Source organism: Bacillus cereus group sp. MYBK30-2 (assembly GCF_051915945.1).
Classification (GTDB): domain Bacteria; phylum Bacillota; class Bacilli; order Bacillales; family Bacillaceae_G; genus Bacillus_A; species Bacillus_A paramycoides.
This window is the reverse complement of sequence record NZ_JBQAFR010000011.1, coordinates 41,472-58,459: the sequence shown is the minus strand read 5'-3', so window position 1 is coordinate 58,459 and position 16,988 is coordinate 41,472. Positions and strand designations below refer to the sequence as shown.

Sequence of the window (16,988 nt, the reverse complement as noted above, 5' to 3'; positions counted from 1 at the left end):
AGCGTTCATCCTGAGCCAGGATCAAACTCTCCAATAAAGTTAGTTTGTCTAGCATCTAAAAATAAAAATTGACGTTTCACGTTGTTTGTTTCGTTCAGTTTTCAAAGAACTACTTCGTCGCTCATTTGCGACTTCCTTATGTTAACATTTTCGTTTTTTAATGTCAACTAAGTTTTTTAATTTCTTTTTTGTCGTTTTCTGCGTTTCTGCATCAGCGACGGTTATTAATTTATCATATACTTATCCTTAACGTCAACACTTTTTAATAAAAAATTCTTTTTCTTACATAACGAATACATTCTTCTGTATTAGCAACTCTCCGAAATAAACAAAAAATGATTTTATATCTCTCTTCCATCGCCTTTTTTACAACGCTATGTATATGCTCATCTTCAAAATCAAATAAAAGTTCCTCTAGCTCTCTCTTCAATATGTATTCCATTTCTTTTTTCTCTTCTTTCGTCAACATAAGCCCAAGCAAATCATCACCCCAATAGTTCCTTACGCAATAATAAAAGTTCCGCTCGTTTTCACTTATCAATAACACATCACTGAAAAACCAAAATACTATCATTCATTATATCCACCACTTACGATATTAATTCCTTGTTCTCTTTTTTTAATTTAAAGCATATATGTAACTGAAAAGGATTGGACAAAGGGGCGTAATATTATGTTTTTCTTTTTTATTACGAGTAAAAGAACATTTAAACACATTAGCTTAATAGTCGTACTTTCCTTATTTACAGCATGGCTACTCTTTTTAAAAACATATTCACATGACTCTGCTTTTTCAACTGCTACTGGCCCTAAAGTAATTTACAAAGGGGACACCGCTAAAAAACAAGTTGCATTCACGTTCGACATTAGTTGGGGAGACAAAAAAGCTATTCCAATCCTTGATACACTCAAAGAAAGAGAAATTAAGAATGCAACCTTCTTTCTCTCTGCTGCATGGGCTGAAAGACACCCTGATATTGTCGAACGCATCATGAAAGATGGACATGAGATTGGTAGTATGGGCTATAATTACACGTCCTACACTTCACTAGAAGCAAATGAAATACGAAGAGATCTTTTGCGGGCACAAGATGTTTTTACGAAGCTTGGTGTAAAACAAGTCAAGCTATTACGCCCACCTAGTGGAGACTTTAACAAAACAACCCTTAAAATAGCAGAATCACTCGGATACACTATCGTCCATTGGAGTAACGATTCAAATGACTGGAAAAATCCCGGCGTAAATAACATCGTTTCCACCGTCTCTAGCAATTTGAAGGGCGGAGATATCATCTTATTACACGCTTCCGATTCCGCCCTTCAAACAAATAAAGCTTTACCACTACTCTTACAAAAATTAAAGAGTGACGGTTATGAACAAACATCTGTATCACAACTTATATCCAACACTAGTACGAAAAGTGAAGATATAAAGTAGTTCAATTCCAAACAGTTCTTCACGCATAAAAAACTCTACTATCTTACGTTAAGATAGTAGAGCTTTTTTATTCAGCCAATTAAAACTCTTCGTCCGCTCTTTAAATTAAGCGGTTTTACTCGTCTGTCCTATTAAACGATGTAATACAAGCAACTGATATGCATTACATAATAGAAGTGGTATAACCATTAAATATAACCAATCTGTATCATTAATCCGAAGCGCTGGTACCCACTCAAGAATTGTTACAACAACCATAAAAAACAGAGCGGGCACAAAAGCTTTTTTGTTCGTTTCTTTACTCTTTACGTAAGCGACAATCGCTCCAAATACAAATAACATGCCAGCAACAAGTATGTTATTCCCCAATGAAACTTCCCCATTTGCAATAAGTACTGACCTTAAATAAACAAAATCAAACAATACGAACGCAATAAAGAAAAGCTGTACTGCATTCCATAAAGAAGATGACCGGAACATCCCTAGTCCAAAACGATGGATTGTTAAATACGCAAAGAATCCCATTTGACTTATAACACTAAAAATAAATCCTACGCCCATCAACCAAAAAGAAATCGCTAAAATTTCTTTACCGTCGAAATTTTGAAAAAATTTAGCGTACTTGTCCCACTCCAAAACAAATCCAATAAAGACTGTGCTAATCCCACCAAGAAACAACGTCGTTAAAAATAGTCGTACCCACTTGCGGCTATTCACAACACATCCCCCATTATTCTTATATTTCTAATTAAATTGTATCAATGACAATTTCAAAAAGCTAGCCATGTTCATGTATAAATTCCTTAAAGATATTTATATTAAAAAAAGAGAACTGTGCTGAAAGGAGCTCCAACTTATGAAACGGATGCTGCTCGTTTTGATTTCTTCTCTTTTACTTTTCGCACTAGTAGCATGTGCACAAGGAAAAGAAACGAAATCTGAACTAGATTACGATCAAACAAAGAAAATGATTGTTGATATTTTAAAAACCGATCAAGGAAAAAAAGCAATCCAAGATGTATTAACGGATGAAAAAATGAAACAAGCACTCATACTAGATGAAACGGTAGTAAAGAAAACGATTGAAGATGCGATGGTATCCGACAAAGGGCAACAATTCTGGGAAAAACTCTTTAAAGACCCTGAGTTCTCATCGAAATTTGCTAAAAGTATGGGAAAAGAACAAACAAACTTGATGAAAACTTTACTTAAAGATCCTGAATACCAATCAGGTGTTATAGAGATTATGAAGAATCCTGAAGTAGAAAAAATCATGTTACAAACAATGAAGAGTAAAGAATATCGTCAATATTTACAACAAGTACTAACCGAAACCGCTGAAAGTCCACTCTTCCAAGCTAAAATGATTGATATCATTAGTAAAGGTGTGCAAAAAGCCGAAAAAGGCGGATCTGCTAAAAAAGGCGGTGAAGGTGGTTCTCAAGGTGGGAATAAAGAGCAAAAGTAAAAATAATAATTATAATAATGAGTGGACAATGTATGTATTGCCCACTCATTATTACTTTACTTTTGTGTAACGGCCGTTTTATCAATAACTGTCTCAGCTATCGCACGATAAATGAGACCCGTTGTATGTGTATCTTCATATACTGACGGCGCAAAGTCTTCTTTATTCCAATCAGGTTGCTGAAGTGGAATTCGGCCAAGTACATCCGTTTGGAGTTCCGTAGCTAGTTTGTCTCCTCCGCCTCTTCCAAACACATACTCTTTCTCACCAGTTGCTTTACTTTCAAAGTATGCCATATTTTCAACGACACCAAGAATGCTATGTTCTGTACGTAAAGCCATCGCTCCAGCGCGCGCTGCTACAAACGCTGCTGTTGGATGCGGCGTTGTTACAATAATCTCTTTACAAGACGGCAACATCGAATGCACATCTAACGCAACGTCACCCGTGCCTGGCGGTAGGTCTAATACTAAGTAATCTAAATCACCCCATTCTACTTCTGTGAAGAAGTGATTTAACATTTTTCCAAGCATAGGTCCTCTCCAAATAACAGGCGCATTATCTTCTACAAAGAATCCCATTGAGATTACTTTCACACCTAGACGCTCCACTGGAATTATCTTATCGCCTCTTACGATTGGACGTTTTTCTATACCCATCATATCCGGTACACTAAAACCGTAAATATCTGCATCAATGATACCGACTTTTTTCCCTAAACGAGCTAAAGCAATTGCAAGGTTAACGGAAACAGTCGATTTTCCTACCCCACCTTTTCCACTTGCCACTGCTAAAAATGTTGTTTTTGAGTTTGGTGATAATAAAGATTCACTTTTCTCTTCTTCTTGCGGTGGTGCAAACTGAGCTAATTCCTCTTCTGTAAATTCTGCGAAACGAAGTCCAACTGTTGCTGCTCCAAGTTCTTTTACTAACTTTACAATTCCAGACTGCAACTGCATTTGCTCTGCTGTACCTGTTTTTACAATTGCAATTTTAACACTTACATGTTCCTTCTCAGGCTTGACTGTTACCTCTTTAATTGCATTTGTTTCTTTTAACGTTTTATGTAAAAACGGATCTACAATCCCTTCCAACGCTTCCACTACTTGCTCTTTTGTTACCATAATTAGCCCAGCCCCCTGTATGAAAAATAACGTAATGTTAATTGAATTTATCTCTCTTTATTTTTGAAATAAATGCGTTTACATTTCCAGTATAACATATTTTCGGAAAACTTCGTTAACGAGAGAAACTCGAAAAAATCCTCCTTATTCTGGAGGATTTCCCTTTTCCGTAAAATAACGTAATATACCACGATATATTGCAGCTGCTACTTTTTGCTGATATTTCTCCGAATTTAACATATATCTTTCATTCACATTCGATAAAAAGCCAGCCTCAATTAAAGCACCCGGTGTTTTAGCATACTTCAATAAGTACACGTGAGGAATTGTTTTAGCAGAACGATTCGTATTTTCTAAGCTTGTTCTCAATTCAGCCTGTATAAATTTCGCAGCCCGTTCATTTTCAATTAAAGAACGGTAATAGAACGTTTGTGCGCCTTTGGATCCACCACTAGTTAGAGCATTTAAATGGATACTTGCAAAAAAGTCTACATCAGGCTTATTAATGATCTCTACACGCCTTTTTAAATCCTCTGCTTTACGTCTACTATATGACTTTGTATCTTTGTTAGCTAAATCATAATCTCCCTCACGTGTTAAAATAACTAAAGCACCTTGTTCTTGTAAATAATCTTGTACCTTTTTTGTAATCTCAAGTGTAATATCTTTTTCTACAATATCCTTTCCACCAACAGCCCCTCCGTCTGGTCCACCATGTCCAGCATCCAATACAATTACTTTCCCTGATAAGGGTAAATTCCAAGCTCGCCACGATTTTGTAATTTGAAATTCTTGTTTGACTAAAAAAAACAAAACAACCGCAGCGAGCGCAAAAGAGATAATTCGAATTCTCTTCATACCTTTCCTCCTCCAGCTAGTCCCTCTAATTACTTATATGGGACAAGAGGAAAGTTTATGCTTGTCTTAGTGTAGCTTTAATCGATATCTTCTTTCACCTTTTTCATATCCTTCCTGCCACCACAAGCCGATAAACTGCTGGCAAGATTCATAAAGTAATTCCTCATCATTTAATTTAATTTCTCGTATAGTCATACTTGTTAAAAATTGAAATAGTGTTTCAGTTAATTGTTGTTCTTCCTCTAATGCTCTATATTTCACATCAAAGAATGATTCACCATAATAACCAAATTTACTGTATCTCGCTCCTAACAAATAAGATTCTATCCCTAATTCAATACAATAATCTTCATACTGACGATGAAGCTCTTGCATATGAAAAGCATCACGAATATTTGAACGTAATGTTTTTAATGATAATTCTCGCAGCATCTTCCGCTCGTATTTTAACTGCTTTTCTTTTTGTTTTTCTTGTAAGTTGACAATGACATTCATAGTACTTATAAACCTCCCTAATACGTATTAGTCTAAACCTCTAAAGAAGAAGCATACGTAGGACGATAGCACTAAAATATTCCAAACTACAAAAAATACAAAAGAGGAATTAAACATAAAAAACCCCAACCAAAATGGTTGGGGTTTGAAGTTCGCAAAAATTAACGTTTTGAGAACTGAGGTGCACGACGTGCGCCTTTAAGACCGTATTTTTTACGCTCTTTCATACGTGCGTCACGAGTTAATAGACCTGCACGTTTTAGTGTTAGACGGTATTCTGGATCAGCTTTTAATAAAGCGCGAGAAATACCGTGACGAATAGCACCAGCTTGACCAGTGTATCCACCACCATTTACGTTTACAAGTACATCGTAGTTACCTAAAGTTTCTGTTGCAACTAGAGGTTGTTTCACTACTTCACGTAATGCAGCAAATGGGATATAGTTTTCAAAATCACGACCGTTAATGATAACGCGTCCTTCGCCTGGAACTAGGCGTACGCGCGCTACTGAACTCTTACGACGTCCAGTGCCATAGTATTGAACCTGTGCCAAAGTAAGCCCTCCTTTAATTAATTATCCGCGAAGTTCGTAAACTTCTGGTTTTTGTGCTTGGTGTGGATGCTCTGCTCCAGCATACACGTTTAGTTTCTTAGAAACTTGACGTCCTAAACGTCCTTTTGGAAGCATGCCTTTAATTGCAAGCTCTAACATTTGTACAGGGTAGTTTGTACGCATTTCTAGAGCTGTTCTTTGCTTAAGTCCACCTGGGTGGTTAGTGTGACGGTAGTAAATTTTATCGTTTAATTTATTACCTGTTAAATGAATTTTCTCAGCGTTAATAATAATTACATGATCACCCGTGTCAACGTGTGGTGTAAATGTAGGTTTGTTTTTACCACGTAAAATGGATGCTACTTCACTAGCTAGGCGACCTAAAGTTTGACCTTCAGCGTCAACCACATACCATTTACGCTCAACTTCGTTAGCTTTTGCCATAAAAGTCGTACGCATGTGTTTCCCTCCTCGTTATCTTTTCCATAGAAAAAATCTATTGTTTATCTTAAACACGATTTCCTTCCGGGGCTAATCGTGGTTTTAGAAACAATACCATATGTTATGATATACTTTTGAGTTTCTAATGTCAAGCAAATGTTACACCAGGATTAGTTGTTATAGTTTACCTGCCATAAGTAAAGTCCATGACCTGGAGCCATCTTTCCAGCGAACTGGCGATTTTGTTTCGCTAAAATCTCTGGAATGCTATCAGGATCAAGCTTTCCTTGCCCTACGCTAAGTAACGTACCAACAATAATTCTGACCATATTATATAAAAATCCATTACCTACAAAACGAAAAATTAATTCATCGTCTTGCTCAATTAACTCGATTTCATAAATTGTTCGCACTTTATCTATTTTGTCAGTTTTTGCCGAACAAAAAGAAGTAAAATCATGAGTCCCGATAAAATAAGGAATTGCTTTTCTTATCGATTCTATTTCAAGTGGATATGGATATTGATATACGTAATTTCTACGGAATACATCCGCAGTCTTTGATAATAATACACGATAGCGATATTCTTTTTTCTCGACACCGTAACGTGCATGAAATTCTTCTGTTTTCTTCTCTACCTGCCTGATAACAATATCATCTGGCAACATTGTATTTAAAGCATTACTCCATTGCCACTCTTCAAGAGACAAAGGTGTATCAAAGTGTATAACTTGTCCTTTCGCGTGAACGGTAGAATCCGTTCTGCCTGATGCCTGAACACGAACAAGCTCTCCTTTATGCAACTTCTGCAATGCCTTCTCTATTTCTTGTTGAACAGTACGATGCTGTGGCTGAATTTGGTAACCACAAAAGTGAATGCCATCATATGCAACTGTACATTTTATTCTTTCCATTTCTCTATTCTCCATTACGATCGCACCCATGCCAAAATACAAGCTAAACAAAGTAAGCTTATAATCGTTACTGTATCGCTTGTTTTCCAGCGTAGTTGCCTAAATTTAGTGCGTCCTTCGCCATTTTGATATCCACGAGCTTCCATCGCAATCGCTAAGTCCTCAGCACGCTTAAAAGCACTAATAAAAAGTGGAACGAGTAATGAAATAATTGCTTTCATCCTATCTTTTATCGGACCTCCGGCAAAATCAATACCACGTGACGCTTGTGCTTTCATAATTTTACTCGTTTCATCCATTAATGTCGGGATAAAACGAAGAGAAATAGACATCATTAATGCGATTTCATGAACAGGAACCTTTATACGCTTCAATGGTTTTAATAACGTCTCCAAGCCATCTGTAATCTCAATTGGTGTCGTTGTTAACGTTAATAATGTCGTCATTAAAATAATAACGAAGAATCGTATAGAAATGTATATCCCTTGCTCTAATCCTTTTTCATGTATTGAAAACCAACCAAGCTGGAATAGTACATCCCCTTCTTTATTTGTAAAAATATGCAGGAAAAATGTAAAAAGAAAAATCCATAAAATTGGTTTTAAGCCCGAAAGTACATAACGAATCGGCACTTTTGCAAAAAATAAAGCAATGAGTGCATATAAAAATAAAAATCCATATGAAATCGCATTATTTGCTAAGAAAACAACAAATACATATAAAAAGACAATCAACAGCTTCGTACGAGGATCAAGTTGATGAATGAGTGACTGACCTGGAATGTATCTCCCAATAATCAACTGCTGCATGATTCATGACCACCTTTTCGTAACACCTGTACAACTTCATGAGTAAGATCCTCTAAAGATAAGGTAGCCTTCGAAATTGAAATACCAAACTTCTCTTCAATTGCACGTTTATACTTTAAAGACATCGGAAGATCCACACCAATTTGTTCTAATTCATCAGCATGTGAAAATACTTCCTCCGCTCTTCCTTGCAAAAAGACCGTTCCTTTATGCATGACCACAATTTGATCTGCATACTTAGCGGCATCCTCCATATTATGGGTAACAAGAATGACTGTAAGCCCCTGTTCCTTATGCAAATTATAAAACATCTCCATAAGCTCGTGCTGTCCTTTCGGGTCAAGCCCTGCTGTAGGCTCATCCAATACAAGCACTTCGGGTTCCATCGCAAGTACACCCGCTATTGCGACACGCCTCATTTGCCCACCGCTTAATTCAAACGGAGAACGTGCTAATAACTCTATGTCCAATCCAACAAGCTGGATTGCATCTTTCGCCTTTTGTTTTGCCATTTCTTCAGACACACCGAAATTAGTGGGTCCAAAACAAATATCCTTCTCAACTGTCTCTTCAAATAGTTGATGTTCTGGGAACTGAAAGACCACCCCTACTTTTTTTCGTAGTGGCTTAAGCTTCTTCTCTTTCTTCCCTGCTGAGATTAAATGTTCACCAATTTGAACCGTACCATTTGTCGGCTGCAATAAACCATTTAAATGTTGAATCATCGTCGACTTACCTGAACCAGTATGACCGATAATGGCATAATAGCCCCCACTTGGAAACGACACGTCTACATCATAAAGTGCGCGTCTTTCAAATGGAGTTTTATATTGATAACGATGTTCTACTTTTTGGAATGTAATCTCCAAAGTTCGTTCACCAAGCTTTCCATTGTAAGATGCGTATTTTGCAAGAGAATTTCATTTCTTTTTAATAATTCTGCTATTTTTACTGAAAACGGTACATCTAACCCTATTTCTTGGAGCATATGAGAGGACCTGAAAATTTGTTCTGGAGTTCCTTCCTCTAATATTTCTCCCTTGTTTAAAATAATGACACGGTCTGACTGTGCCGCTTCTTCTAAATCGTGTGTAATTGATAACACAGTAATACCTTTTTGATTAACAAGTTGTCTAACCGTTTCTACTACTTCACGTCTCCCTTGAGGGTCTAGCATTGACGTTGCTTCATCTAATATTAAAATAGATGGCTGAAGTGCTAAAACGCCTGCTATTGCGACTCGTTGCTTTTGTCCACCAGATAACGAATGGGGTTCATCATTAAGAAAATCTTCCATACGGACAAGTTGCAGAGCCTGTTCTAATCTTTCTACCATCTGCTCTCTTGGCATTCCAATATTCTCTAAGCCAAATACAACATCATCTTGTACTGTCGTTCCAACAAATTGATTATCAGGATTTTGAAATACCATCCCAATTTGTTTTCGAATATCCCATACCGTTTCCTCTGATAAAACCATTGTATCATTTACAGTAATTGTCCCTGATTCCGGCAAAAACAAACCATTCAATAATTTTGCAAGTGTAGACTTCCCTGAACCGTTTTGTCCAATAACAGATACCCATTCTCCTTCATATAAGGAAAATGAAACATCTTTTAATGCATAAGAGGCTGCCCCAGGATATTGAAATGATATATTTTCTGTCCGAAGTTTCTCTATTTTCAATACAAGGCACCCTTTCCTTCGCCAAGTTAGCCTATTTTTTTTATTTAAAAAAAAAGGGCCATGACCAGTTACTTGAAAAGAACTGTCCTGCCCTTTTAATCATCATTATACTAACTCGATAATTACCATTGGTGCTGCGTCTCCGCGACGTGGACCAATTTTTGCAATACGAGTGTATCCGCCTTGGCGCTCAGCATAGCGTGGAGCTACATCAGCGAATAATTTTTGAAGTGCATCTTGACCAGTCTCAGCGTTAGCAACTTCATTACGGATGAAAGCTGCTGCTTGACGACGAGCATGAAGATCTCCGCGTTTACCTAAAGTGATCATTTTTTCCACTACAGAACGAAGTTCTTTTGCACGAGTTTCTGTCGTTTGGATACGCTCGTTGATAATTAAATCAGTAGCTAAGTCACGTAACATAGCTTTACGTTGCGCACTTGTACGGCCTAATTTTCTGTATGCCATTCGTAGTTCCCTCCTTTGTTGATGGGTTTAAATCCTCAGTCGTCTTTACGTAAACCTAAACCTAATTCCTCAAGTTTATGTTTAACTTCTTCTAAGGATTTACGTCCTAAGTTACGAACTTTCATCATATCTTCTTCTGTTTTGTTCGCAAGCTCTTGTACAGTATTAATTCCTGCACGTTTTAGGCAATTATAAGAACGAACAGAAAGATCTAGTTCTTCGATAGTCATCTCAAGAACTTTCTCTTTTTGATCTTCTTCCTTCTCGACCATAATCTCAGCATTTTGTGCTTCATCAGTTAAACCAACAAAGATATTTAAATGCTCAGTTAAGATTTTGGCACCTAAAGAGATAGCTTCTTTTGGCCCGATGCTTCCATCCGTCCATACATCAAGCGTAAGCTTATCATAATTAGCCACTTGTCCGACACGTGTCTTTTCCACTTGGTAAGTTACACGTGATACTGGAGTATAAATAGAATCAATAGGAATTACTCCTATTGGTTGATCTTCGCTTTTATTTGCATCAGCTGGCGTATACCCACGGCCACGCTTTGCAGTTAAACGCATGCGGAAATGCGCATTTTTTGCTAACGTCGCAATGTGTAAATCTGGATTTAAGATTTCTACATCACTATCGTGAGTAATATCAGCAGCTGTGACAATACCTTCGCCCTGTACATCGATTTCCAACGTCTTCTCTTCTTCAGAGTAGATTTTAAGAGCTAACTTTTTCAAGTTTAAGATGATCGTCGTAACGTCCTCTACTACGCCCTCAACTGTTGAAAATTCGTGTAAAACACCATCGATTTGGATGGCAGTTACAGCGGCACCAGGGAGTGAGGATAAAAGAATACGACGTAAGGAGTTACCCAAAGTAGTACCATATCCACGCTCAAGCGGTTCAATCACGAATTTGCCATACTTAGCATCTTCGTTAAGTTCAACCGTTTCGATTTTCGGTTTTTCGATTTCAATCATTAACTAAACCCTCCTTCAAAACGTCGAAACCCCGGTTAAACAAAGGACAAACCCCTGTTTAACCGAAAGTCCCCCTTAGGCAGTTCCCGATTGTGCACAACAAGCGATGTTTCTGTACGAAATTTCTCGATAATGCATCATATCCATTATAGACAAAAGGGAAAATTCTATACAGAAAAATTACACACGACGACGTTTTGGTGGACGACATCCATTATGAGGAACTGGAGTAACATCTCTAATTGCTGTTACTTCTAGACCTGCAGCTTGAAGAGCACGAATTGCAGCTTCACGACCAGCACCAGGACCTTTAACAGTAACCTCTAAAGTTTTTAAACCGTGCTCCATTGCAACTTTAGCAGCAGCTTCAGCAGCCATTTGTGCAGCGAATGGAGTAGATTTACGAGATCCACGGAAACCAAGTGCACCAGCACTAGACCAAGAAAGTGCGTTACCGTGAGTATCTGTAAGTGTTACGATTGTGTTGTTGAAAGTAGAACGAATATGAGCTATACCAGCTTCAATATTCTTTTTCACACGTTTTTTACGAGTGTTTGTTTTACGTGCCATTGTTAGTTCAACCTCCTTTACTTATTATTTCTTTTTATTTGCTACTGTACGACGTGGACCTTTACGTGTACGAGCATTGTTTTTAGAATTTTGACCACGAACTGGTAAGCCACGACGGTGACGAAGACCACGGTAAGAACCGATCTCCATTAGACGTTTAATGTTAAGAGATACTTCACGACGAAGGTCTCCCTCAACTTTAATACGATCGATGATATCACGGATACGTCCTAATTCGTCTTCCGTTAGATCACGAACTCGTGTTTCTGAAGAAATACCAGCTTCAGTAAGAATTTTTTCAGCAGTTGTGCGACCAATGCCGAATACGTAAGTTAAAGAAATAACAACGCGCTTGTCACGAGGAATATCTACACCTGCGATACGTGCCATTCCGAATGCACCTCCTTCTGATTAACCTTGTTTTTGTTTATGTTTAGGGTTTTCACAAATAACCATTACTTTTCCACGTCTACGAATAACTTTACATTTTTCGCAGATTGGTTTAACTGACGGTCTTACTTTCATGTCTCGAACCTCCTTAAAGATTACGGAGTGCTATATTATTTAAAACGGTACGTAATACGACCACGATTTAAATCGTACGGAGATAATTCTACCGTAACTTTGTCTCCTGGTAAAATACGAATGAAGTTCATACGGATTTTACCAGAAACGTGAGCCAATACGACATGCCCATTCTCTAATTCTACTTTGAACATAGCATTTGGCAACGTTTCAAGAACGGTACCTTCGACTTCAATTACATCATCTTTAGCCATTCAATAGTTCTCCCTTCTTCAAATCAGTAACATTTTACACTGCTCTGAAATACCGGAGAGCCAGCTACTTATAAAGTGGTAAGGATTTCGTATCCTGCTTCTGTAAGAGCAATCGTGTGCTCAAAGTGGGCACACCATTTACCATCTACCGTTACCACTGTCCAGTCATCAGATAGTGTTTTTACATATCGTCTTCCTTGATTCACCATCGGCTCGACACAGATGACCATTCCCGGCTTTAATCTAGGACCTCTATTTGGTGGACCATAGTGCGGGATTTGAGGGTCCTCATGTAAGTCTTGCCCGATTCCGTGACCAACATACTCCCTAACGATCGAGAATCCATTCTCTTCAGCATGGGTTTGAACCGCATGTGAGATATTTGATAATCTTTCGCCTGGTTTTACTTGTTCTAGACCAAGATACAACGATTTTTCTGTGACATCAAGTAGCTTTTGAACAGATTCAGAAATGTTTCCAACTGGATACGTCCATGCAGAATCTCCATGGTACCCATTGTATTTTGCACCAATATCGATACTGATGATATCGCCCTCTTCGAGCTTACGCTTCCCTGGAATCCCGTGTACAAGCTCTTCATTTACAGAAGCACATATGCTCCCCGGAAATCCGTTGTATCCTTTAAAAGATGGCGTAGCACCATATTTTCGAATCGTCTTTTCCGCTATTTGATCGAGCTCTTTCGTTGTAATTCCTGGAGTAATATGCTGTTTCAACTCTTGATGAGTTAAAGCAACGATCCTGCCAGCTTCTCGCATGATTTCTATCTCGCGAGGAGTTTTGCAGATGATCATTACGCTAAGCCTCCGATGAGAACATCGATATCAGCAAATACTTTATTGATATCTTGCTCACCATTAATGCTTTGTAAGTAACCAAGCTCCTCGTAGAAATCAAGCAAAGGTTTTGTTTGCTTAATATTTACATCTAAACGATTTGCTACAGTTTCTTCATTGTCATCAGAGCGTTGATATAATTCGCCACCACATTTATCGCACACGTCAGCTTTTGCTGGTGGATTGAATTCTAAGTGGTAAGTCGCACCGCACTCTTTACAAATGCGACGGCCTGTAAGGCGTTTTAATAACAACCCTGAATCCACATTAATGTTTAAAACATAGTCGATTTTTTTGCCAAGATCTTTCATAATCTCTTCAAGAGCTGATGCTTGTGCAACAGTTCGTGGGAAACCATCTAGTAAGAATCCTTTAATACAGTCTTCTTGACTTAAACGTTCACGAACAATTCCGATTGTAACTTCATCTGGAACAAGCGCACCTTTATCAATAAAAGATTTCGCTTGTAAACCAAGTTCAGTTTCAGCCTTCATAGCTGCACGGAACATATCTCCTGTTGAGATGTGAGGGATGTTATACTTGGCAACAATCTGTTCGGCTTGTGTACCTTTACCAGCACCAGGAAGCCCCATTAAAATTAAGTTCATCCTTGTTCCCCCTCAGTACATGAGCATGTAGGGAAGATAATTCTTCCCACTTACTCACTGCTTGATAAACCCTTTGTAATGGCGTTTTACTAATTGGCTTTCTAGCTGCTTCATTGTTTCTAAAGCAACGCCGACAACGATTAACATACTCGTTCCGCCAATCTGTGCAGATGGAGGAAGATTTCCCAATTTCGTAAAGATAACTGGTAGAATTGCAATCGCTGCTAGGAAAATTGATCCCACAAAGGTCAAACGATACAAGATTTTTGTTAGATATTGTTCTGTATTCTTACCCGGACGAATACCTGGAACATATCCACCTTGCTTGTTTAGATTTTCTGACATTTGCTCTGGATTAACCTGAACAAATGCATAGAAATATGTGAAGGCTACAATGAGCGCAACATATATGATCATTCCCACTGGGTGAGAATAGTTAAAGTTTGCAATAATCCACTGCGATACATCATGTTTCGGGAAGAACTGTGCAATAGTTGGAGGCGTAATTAAGAATGAAACAGCAAAAATGACTGGAATAACACCCGCACTATTTACCTTAAGCGGTAAATGTGTGTTTTGTGCTCCAGCATGATTCCCATTCCCTCCTGTTACACGCTTCGCATATTGAATTGGGATCTTTCTAACAGCCTGTTGAATGAAAATAACACCAACAATAACCGCTAGCACAGCTAGTAAAATCAATGCAACTTTAACGATACTCATGAACAATTGATCTCCGATATTTTGAAACTGTTGTTGATACACTTGAGATATAACACTTGGGATCGCTGCGGCAATACCACCAAAGATAAGGATGGAAATACCATTACCTACACCTTTAGCTGTAATCTGTTCACCTAACCACATTAAAAATGCAGTACCAGCAGTCAGTACCGTAGCAATGTATAAATAAGTGCTCCAACCTGGATTCAAAATTAATTGTCCACCTACCATACCGTTAAAACCGATTGACATACCAAACCCCTGAATAAACGCAAGAACAATTGTAAAGTAACGCGTGAATTGCGTTAGTTTACGACGGCCCATTTCACCTTGCTTCGACCATTCCGAAAATTTAGGAACAACATCCATCTGCAATAATTGCACGATGATGGATGCTGTAATATACGGCATGATTCCCATCGCGAAGATGGAGAAGTTTTTCAAGGCGCCACCGCCAAATGTATTTAGGATACCTAAAGCATTTAATTGGTCTTGTGCTTTCAGTACGTCTCCATTTGTAAATGGCACTGGGATAAACGTGCCAATCCTGAATACGACTAACATCGCTAAAGTGAATAATATTTTACGTCTTATCTCAGCAACGCGCATAAAGTTGGAGATTGTACGAAACATTAGATCACCTCAACTGATCCGCCAGCTGCTTCAATTGCTTCTTTAGCACTTGAAGAGAACTTGTGCGCTTTAACAGTTAATTTTTTCTCTACTGCTCCGCTTGCAAGAATTTTAACACCGTCGTTTAATTTGCTGATAACGCCAGTTTCCAGCAATAATTCAGGTGTTACTTCTGTACCATCTTCAAAACGATTTAACGTTGATAAGTTTACAATAGTAAACTCTTTACGGTTAATGTTTGTGAAGCCGCGTTTTGGTAAACGACGGAATAATGGAGTTTGACCACCTTCGAAGCCAAGACGAACACCGCCGCCAGAACGTGCGTTTTGTCCTTTATGACCTTTACCAGCAGTTTTACCGTTACCAGAACCGATACCACGACCGACACGGTTACGTACTTTACGAGAACCTTCTGCAGGTTTTAATTCATGAAGTTTCATTCCCAGGCACCTCCTTATATTAATGAGTTATCCTTAAGCTTCTTTTACAGTTATAAGGTGAGAAACTTTGTTGATCATACCAAGAATAGCAGGAGTTTCTTCCTTAACTACAGTTGAATTCAACTTTTTAAGACCTAAAGCTTCTACCGTCGCACGTTGATCTTGTGGACGACCAATTACACTACGAGTGAGGGTAATTTCTAACTTTTTCGCCATTTGTTTTCCCTCCTTAACCTAGTAGCTCTTCTACAGATTTACCGCGTAATTTTGCAACATCTTCAGCGCGCTTAAGTTCGCTTAATCCGTTCACAGTAGCGCGAATCATGTTGATTGGTGTGTTAGAACCAAGAGATTTCGAAAGAATATCTTGTACACCAGCTAATTCAAGTACCGCACGAACAGGTCCACCAGCAATAACACCAGTACCTTCAGCAGCAGGTTTTAAGAATACTTCACCAGCTCCAAAATGACCGTTGATTGTGTGTGGAATTGTTGTACCAACTAATGGTACAGCGATTAAGTTTTTCTTAGCGTCTTCGATAGCTTTGCGAATTGCGTCTGGTACCTCTTGTGCTTTACCAGTACCGAATCCAACATGACCGTTTTTATCGCCAACTACAACTAGTGCAGCAAAGCGGAAACGACGACCACCCTTAACAACTTTCGCGACACGATTTATCGTAACTACACGTTCTTCAAGTTCTAATTTACTTGGGTCAATGCGATGCATCAATTTTCCCTCCTTTGACCATTAAAATTGTAATCCAGCCTCACGAGCAGCTTCAGCTAGAGCTTTAACACGGCCATGGTATAAGTAACCACCGCGATCAAATACTACTTCTTTAACGCCTTTCTCTACAGCACGCTTAGCAACTGATTCTCCAACTTTCGTAGCAGCTTCAGTATTGCTAGTACCGTTAAGAGCAAGGTCTTTATCAAGAGTAGATGCACTTACTAACGTTACACCATTTACATCATCAATAACTTGAGCGTAAATATGTTGGTTAGAACGGAACACGTTTAAACGTGGACGTTCTGCAGTACCAGTAAGTTTAGCACGTACACGCGCATGTCTTTTCTTACGAGTCGCATTTTTATCAGCTTTAGTGATCATTCTTGTCACTCCTTTCTCTCACCTAACG

At 38.4% G+C, this 16,988-nt stretch carries 26 protein-coding genes; 2 read left to right on the top strand and 24 right to left on the bottom strand.

Going from position 1 to position 16,988, the window contains the following annotated elements; translation table 11 throughout:
- Positions 1–262: 262 nt before the first annotated feature.
- On the bottom strand, positions 263–481 hold the full coding sequence (locus ACTFQM_RS26080) for a hypothetical protein (RefSeq protein WP_025149617.1): 219 nt from the start codon (positions 479–481) through the stop codon (positions 263–265).
- A 192-nt stretch (positions 482–673) separates the two neighbouring features.
- Here ACTFQM_RS26080 and pdaB point away from each other — a divergent pair, with 192 nt between their 5' ends.
- Positions 674–1,438, top strand: a complete 765-nt coding sequence (gene pdaB, locus ACTFQM_RS26075) for a polysaccharide deacetylase family sporulation protein PdaB (protein WP_048374294.1) — start codon at positions 674–676, stop codon at positions 1,436–1,438.
- A 105-nt stretch (positions 1,439–1,543) separates the two neighbouring features.
- On the opposite strand, the gene kbaA is transcribed toward pdaB, so the two are convergent.
- Positions 1,544–2,155 carry a KinB signaling pathway activation protein KbaA gene (gene kbaA / locus ACTFQM_RS26070; protein WP_400531522.1) on the bottom strand — a complete coding sequence of 204 codons (612 nt, stop codon included), beginning with the start codon at positions 2,153–2,155 and terminating at the stop codon, positions 1,544–1,546.
- A 139-nt stretch (positions 2,156–2,294) separates the two neighbouring features.
- Here kbaA and gerD point away from each other — a divergent pair, with 139 nt between their 5' ends.
- A complete protein-coding gene (gene gerD / locus ACTFQM_RS26065; protein WP_440036849.1) occupies positions 2,295–2,906 on the top strand; it encodes a spore germination lipoprotein GerD in 612 nt (203 codons plus the stop codon).
- Positions 2,907–2,962: 56 nt separating this feature from the next.
- On the opposite strand, the gene ACTFQM_RS26060 is transcribed toward gerD, so the two are convergent.
- From ACTFQM_RS26060 to rplR, 22 genes are all read right to left on the bottom strand, one after another.
- Positions 2,963–4,030, bottom strand: coding sequence for an Mrp/NBP35 family ATP-binding protein (locus tag ACTFQM_RS26060; protein WP_002175423.1), 1,068 nt, complete (start codon positions 4,028–4,030; stop codon positions 2,963–2,965).
- 144 nt (positions 4,031–4,174) lie between these two features.
- Positions 4,175–4,888, bottom strand: a complete 714-nt coding sequence (gene cwlD / locus ACTFQM_RS26055; RefSeq protein ID WP_002175424.1) for an N-acetylmuramoyl-L-alanine amidase CwlD — start codon at positions 4,886–4,888, stop codon at positions 4,175–4,177.
- Positions 4,889–4,954: 66 nt separating this feature from the next.
- On the bottom strand, positions 4,955–5,383 hold the full coding sequence (locus ACTFQM_RS26050) for a DUF2521 family protein (protein ID WP_002175425.1): 429 nt from the start codon (positions 5,381–5,383) through the stop codon (positions 4,955–4,957).
- A 161-nt stretch (positions 5,384–5,544) separates the two neighbouring features.
- Entirely contained in the window at positions 5,545–5,937 is a 393-nt protein-coding gene (rpsI, locus tag ACTFQM_RS26045) for a 30S ribosomal protein S9 (protein ID WP_000079986.1), read from the bottom strand.
- A gap of 21 nt (positions 5,938–5,958) precedes the next feature.
- Positions 5,959–6,396 (bottom strand): 50S ribosomal protein L13, encoded by a 438-nt coding sequence (gene rplM, locus ACTFQM_RS26040; protein ID WP_001260793.1) that lies wholly within the window; start codon positions 6,394–6,396, stop codon positions 5,959–5,961.
- A gap of 152 nt (positions 6,397–6,548) precedes the next feature.
- Complete coding sequence (gene truA / locus ACTFQM_RS26035; RefSeq protein ID WP_071717894.1) at positions 6,549–7,292, bottom strand: tRNA pseudouridine(38-40) synthase TruA; 744 nt, start codon at positions 7,290–7,292, stop codon at positions 6,549–6,551.
- Positions 7,293–7,306: 14 nt separating this feature from the next.
- Positions 7,307–8,101, bottom strand: coding sequence for an energy-coupling factor transporter transmembrane component T family protein (locus ACTFQM_RS26030; protein ID WP_002175427.1), 795 nt, complete (start codon positions 8,099–8,101; stop codon positions 7,307–7,309).
- Complete coding sequence (locus ACTFQM_RS26025) at positions 8,089–8,970, bottom strand: energy-coupling factor ABC transporter ATP-binding protein (protein WP_002175428.1); 882 nt, start codon at positions 8,968–8,970, stop codon at positions 8,089–8,091. Before ACTFQM_RS26025 ends, ACTFQM_RS26030 begins: the two co-directional genes overlap by 13 nt.
- Positions 8,946–9,788, bottom strand: coding sequence for an energy-coupling factor ABC transporter ATP-binding protein (locus ACTFQM_RS26020; protein ID WP_440036846.1), 843 nt, complete (start codon positions 9,786–9,788; stop codon positions 8,946–8,948). The genes ACTFQM_RS26025 and ACTFQM_RS26020 overlap by 25 nt, the downstream gene beginning before the upstream one ends.
- 105 nt (positions 9,789–9,893) lie before the next feature.
- Complete coding sequence (gene rplQ / locus ACTFQM_RS26015) at positions 9,894–10,256, bottom strand: 50S ribosomal protein L17 (RefSeq protein WP_000331490.1); 363 nt, start codon at positions 10,254–10,256, stop codon at positions 9,894–9,896.
- A gap of 35 nt (positions 10,257–10,291) precedes the next feature.
- Positions 10,292–11,236, bottom strand: a complete 945-nt coding sequence (locus ACTFQM_RS26010; RefSeq protein ID WP_000569644.1) for a DNA-directed RNA polymerase subunit alpha — start codon at positions 11,234–11,236, stop codon at positions 10,292–10,294.
- Between the two features lie 180 nt (positions 11,237–11,416).
- On the bottom strand, positions 11,417–11,806 hold the full coding sequence (gene rpsK / locus ACTFQM_RS26005; protein ID WP_000101797.1) for a 30S ribosomal protein S11: 390 nt from the start codon (positions 11,804–11,806) through the stop codon (positions 11,417–11,419).
- Positions 11,807–11,830: 24 nt separating this feature from the next.
- Positions 11,831–12,196 (bottom strand): 30S ribosomal protein S13, encoded by a 366-nt coding sequence (gene rpsM / locus ACTFQM_RS26000; RefSeq protein WP_000090790.1) that lies wholly within the window; start codon positions 12,194–12,196, stop codon positions 11,831–11,833.
- 21 nt (positions 12,197–12,217) lie between these two features.
- Positions 12,218–12,331, bottom strand: a complete 114-nt coding sequence (rpmJ, locus tag ACTFQM_RS25995) for a 50S ribosomal protein L36 (protein WP_000868344.1) — start codon at positions 12,329–12,331, stop codon at positions 12,218–12,220.
- Positions 12,332–12,366: 35 nt separating this feature from the next.
- Entirely contained in the window at positions 12,367–12,585 is a 219-nt protein-coding gene (gene infA, locus ACTFQM_RS25990) for a translation initiation factor IF-1 (protein WP_001029884.1), read from the bottom strand.
- 68 nt (positions 12,586–12,653) lie between these two features.
- Positions 12,654–13,400: a type I methionyl aminopeptidase gene (gene map / locus ACTFQM_RS25985; RefSeq protein ID WP_000582542.1), complete on the bottom strand. Its 747-nt coding sequence runs from the start codon at positions 13,398–13,400 to the stop codon at positions 12,654–12,656.
- Positions 13,400–14,050, bottom strand: a complete 651-nt coding sequence (locus ACTFQM_RS25980; protein WP_025149623.1) for an adenylate kinase — start codon at positions 14,048–14,050, stop codon at positions 13,400–13,402. The genes map and ACTFQM_RS25980 overlap by 1 nt, the downstream gene beginning before the upstream one ends.
- 54 nt (positions 14,051–14,104) lie before the next feature.
- Positions 14,105–15,406 carry a preprotein translocase subunit SecY gene (gene secY, locus ACTFQM_RS25975; RefSeq protein WP_002124688.1) on the bottom strand — a complete coding sequence of 434 codons (1,302 nt, stop codon included), beginning with the start codon at positions 15,404–15,406 and terminating at the stop codon, positions 14,105–14,107.
- Positions 15,406–15,846 (bottom strand): 50S ribosomal protein L15, encoded by a 441-nt coding sequence (gene rplO / locus ACTFQM_RS25970; protein ID WP_000766083.1) that lies wholly within the window; start codon positions 15,844–15,846, stop codon positions 15,406–15,408. The genes secY and rplO overlap by 1 nt, the downstream gene beginning before the upstream one ends.
- A gap of 33 nt (positions 15,847–15,879) precedes the next feature.
- Positions 15,880–16,062 (bottom strand): 50S ribosomal protein L30, encoded by a 183-nt coding sequence (gene rpmD, locus ACTFQM_RS25965; protein ID WP_001085231.1) that lies wholly within the window; start codon positions 16,060–16,062, stop codon positions 15,880–15,882.
- A 13-nt stretch (positions 16,063–16,075) separates the two neighbouring features.
- Positions 16,076–16,576, bottom strand: a complete 501-nt coding sequence (gene rpsE, locus ACTFQM_RS25960; RefSeq protein WP_000554646.1) for a 30S ribosomal protein S5 — start codon at positions 16,574–16,576, stop codon at positions 16,076–16,078.
- A gap of 21 nt (positions 16,577–16,597) precedes the next feature.
- Positions 16,598–16,960 carry a 50S ribosomal protein L18 gene (rplR, locus tag ACTFQM_RS25955; protein WP_000628818.1) on the bottom strand — a complete coding sequence of 121 codons (363 nt, stop codon included), beginning with the start codon at positions 16,958–16,960 and terminating at the stop codon, positions 16,598–16,600.
- Positions 16,961–16,988: the final 28 nt, after the last annotated feature.

Coding starts and splice junctions, on each gene's coding strand:
- pdaB (WP_048374294.1), top strand. CDS start 674: ATGTTTTTCTTTTTTATTACGAGTAAAAGAACATTTAAACACATTAGC.
- gerD (WP_440036849.1), top strand. CDS start 2,295: ATGAAACGGATGCTGCTCGTTTTGATTTCTTCTCTTTTACTTTTCGCA.
- ACTFQM_RS26060 (WP_002175423.1), bottom strand. CDS start 4,030: ATGGTAACAAAAGAGCAAGTAGTGGAAGCGTTGGAAGGGATTGTAGAT.
- cwlD (WP_002175424.1), bottom strand. CDS start 4,888: ATGAAGAGAATTCGAATTATCTCTTTTGCGCTCGCTGCGGTTGTTTTG.
- ACTFQM_RS26050 (WP_002175425.1), bottom strand. CDS start 5,383: ATGAATGTCATTGTCAACTTACAAGAAAAACAAAAAGAAAAGCAGTTA.
- rplM (WP_001260793.1), bottom strand. CDS start 6,396: ATGCGTACGACTTTTATGGCAAAAGCTAACGAAGTTGAGCGTAAATGG.
- truA (WP_071717894.1), bottom strand. CDS start 7,292: ATGGAAAGAATAAAATGTACAGTTGCATATGATGGCATTCACTTTTGT.
- ACTFQM_RS26030 (WP_002175427.1), bottom strand. CDS start 8,101: ATGCAGCAGTTGATTATTGGGAGATACATTCCAGGTCAGTCACTCATT.
- rplQ (WP_000331490.1), bottom strand. CDS start 10,256: ATGGCATACAGAAAATTAGGCCGTACAAGTGCGCAACGTAAAGCTATG.
- ACTFQM_RS26010 (WP_000569644.1), bottom strand. CDS start 11,236: ATGATTGAAATCGAAAAACCGAAAATCGAAACGGTTGAACTTAACGAA.
- rpsK (WP_000101797.1), bottom strand. CDS start 11,806: ATGGCACGTAAAACAAACACTCGTAAAAAACGTGTGAAAAAGAATATT.
- rpsM (WP_000090790.1), bottom strand. CDS start 12,196: ATGGCACGTATCGCAGGTGTAGATATTCCTCGTGACAAGCGCGTTGTT.
- rpmJ (WP_000868344.1), bottom strand. CDS start 12,331: ATGAAAGTAAGACCGTCAGTTAAACCAATCTGCGAAAAATGTAAAGTT.
- infA (WP_001029884.1), bottom strand. CDS start 12,585: ATGGCTAAAGATGATGTAATTGAAGTCGAAGGTACCGTTCTTGAAACG.
- map (WP_000582542.1), bottom strand. CDS start 13,400: ATGATCATCTGCAAAACTCCTCGCGAGATAGAAATCATGCGAGAAGCT.
- ACTFQM_RS25980 (WP_025149623.1), bottom strand. CDS start 14,050: ATGAACTTAATTTTAATGGGGCTTCCTGGTGCTGGTAAAGGTACACAA.
- secY (WP_002124688.1), bottom strand. CDS start 15,406: ATGTTTCGTACAATCTCCAACTTTATGCGCGTTGCTGAGATAAGACGT.
- rplO (WP_000766083.1), bottom strand. CDS start 15,846: ATGAAACTTCATGAATTAAAACCTGCAGAAGGTTCTCGTAAAGTACGT.
- rpmD (WP_001085231.1), bottom strand. CDS start 16,062: ATGGCGAAAAAGTTAGAAATTACCCTCACTCGTAGTGTAATTGGTCGT.
- rpsE (WP_000554646.1), bottom strand. CDS start 16,576: ATGCATCGCATTGACCCAAGTAAATTAGAACTTGAAGAACGTGTAGTT.
- rplR (WP_000628818.1), bottom strand. CDS start 16,960: ATGATCACTAAAGCTGATAAAAATGCGACTCGTAAGAAAAGACATGCG.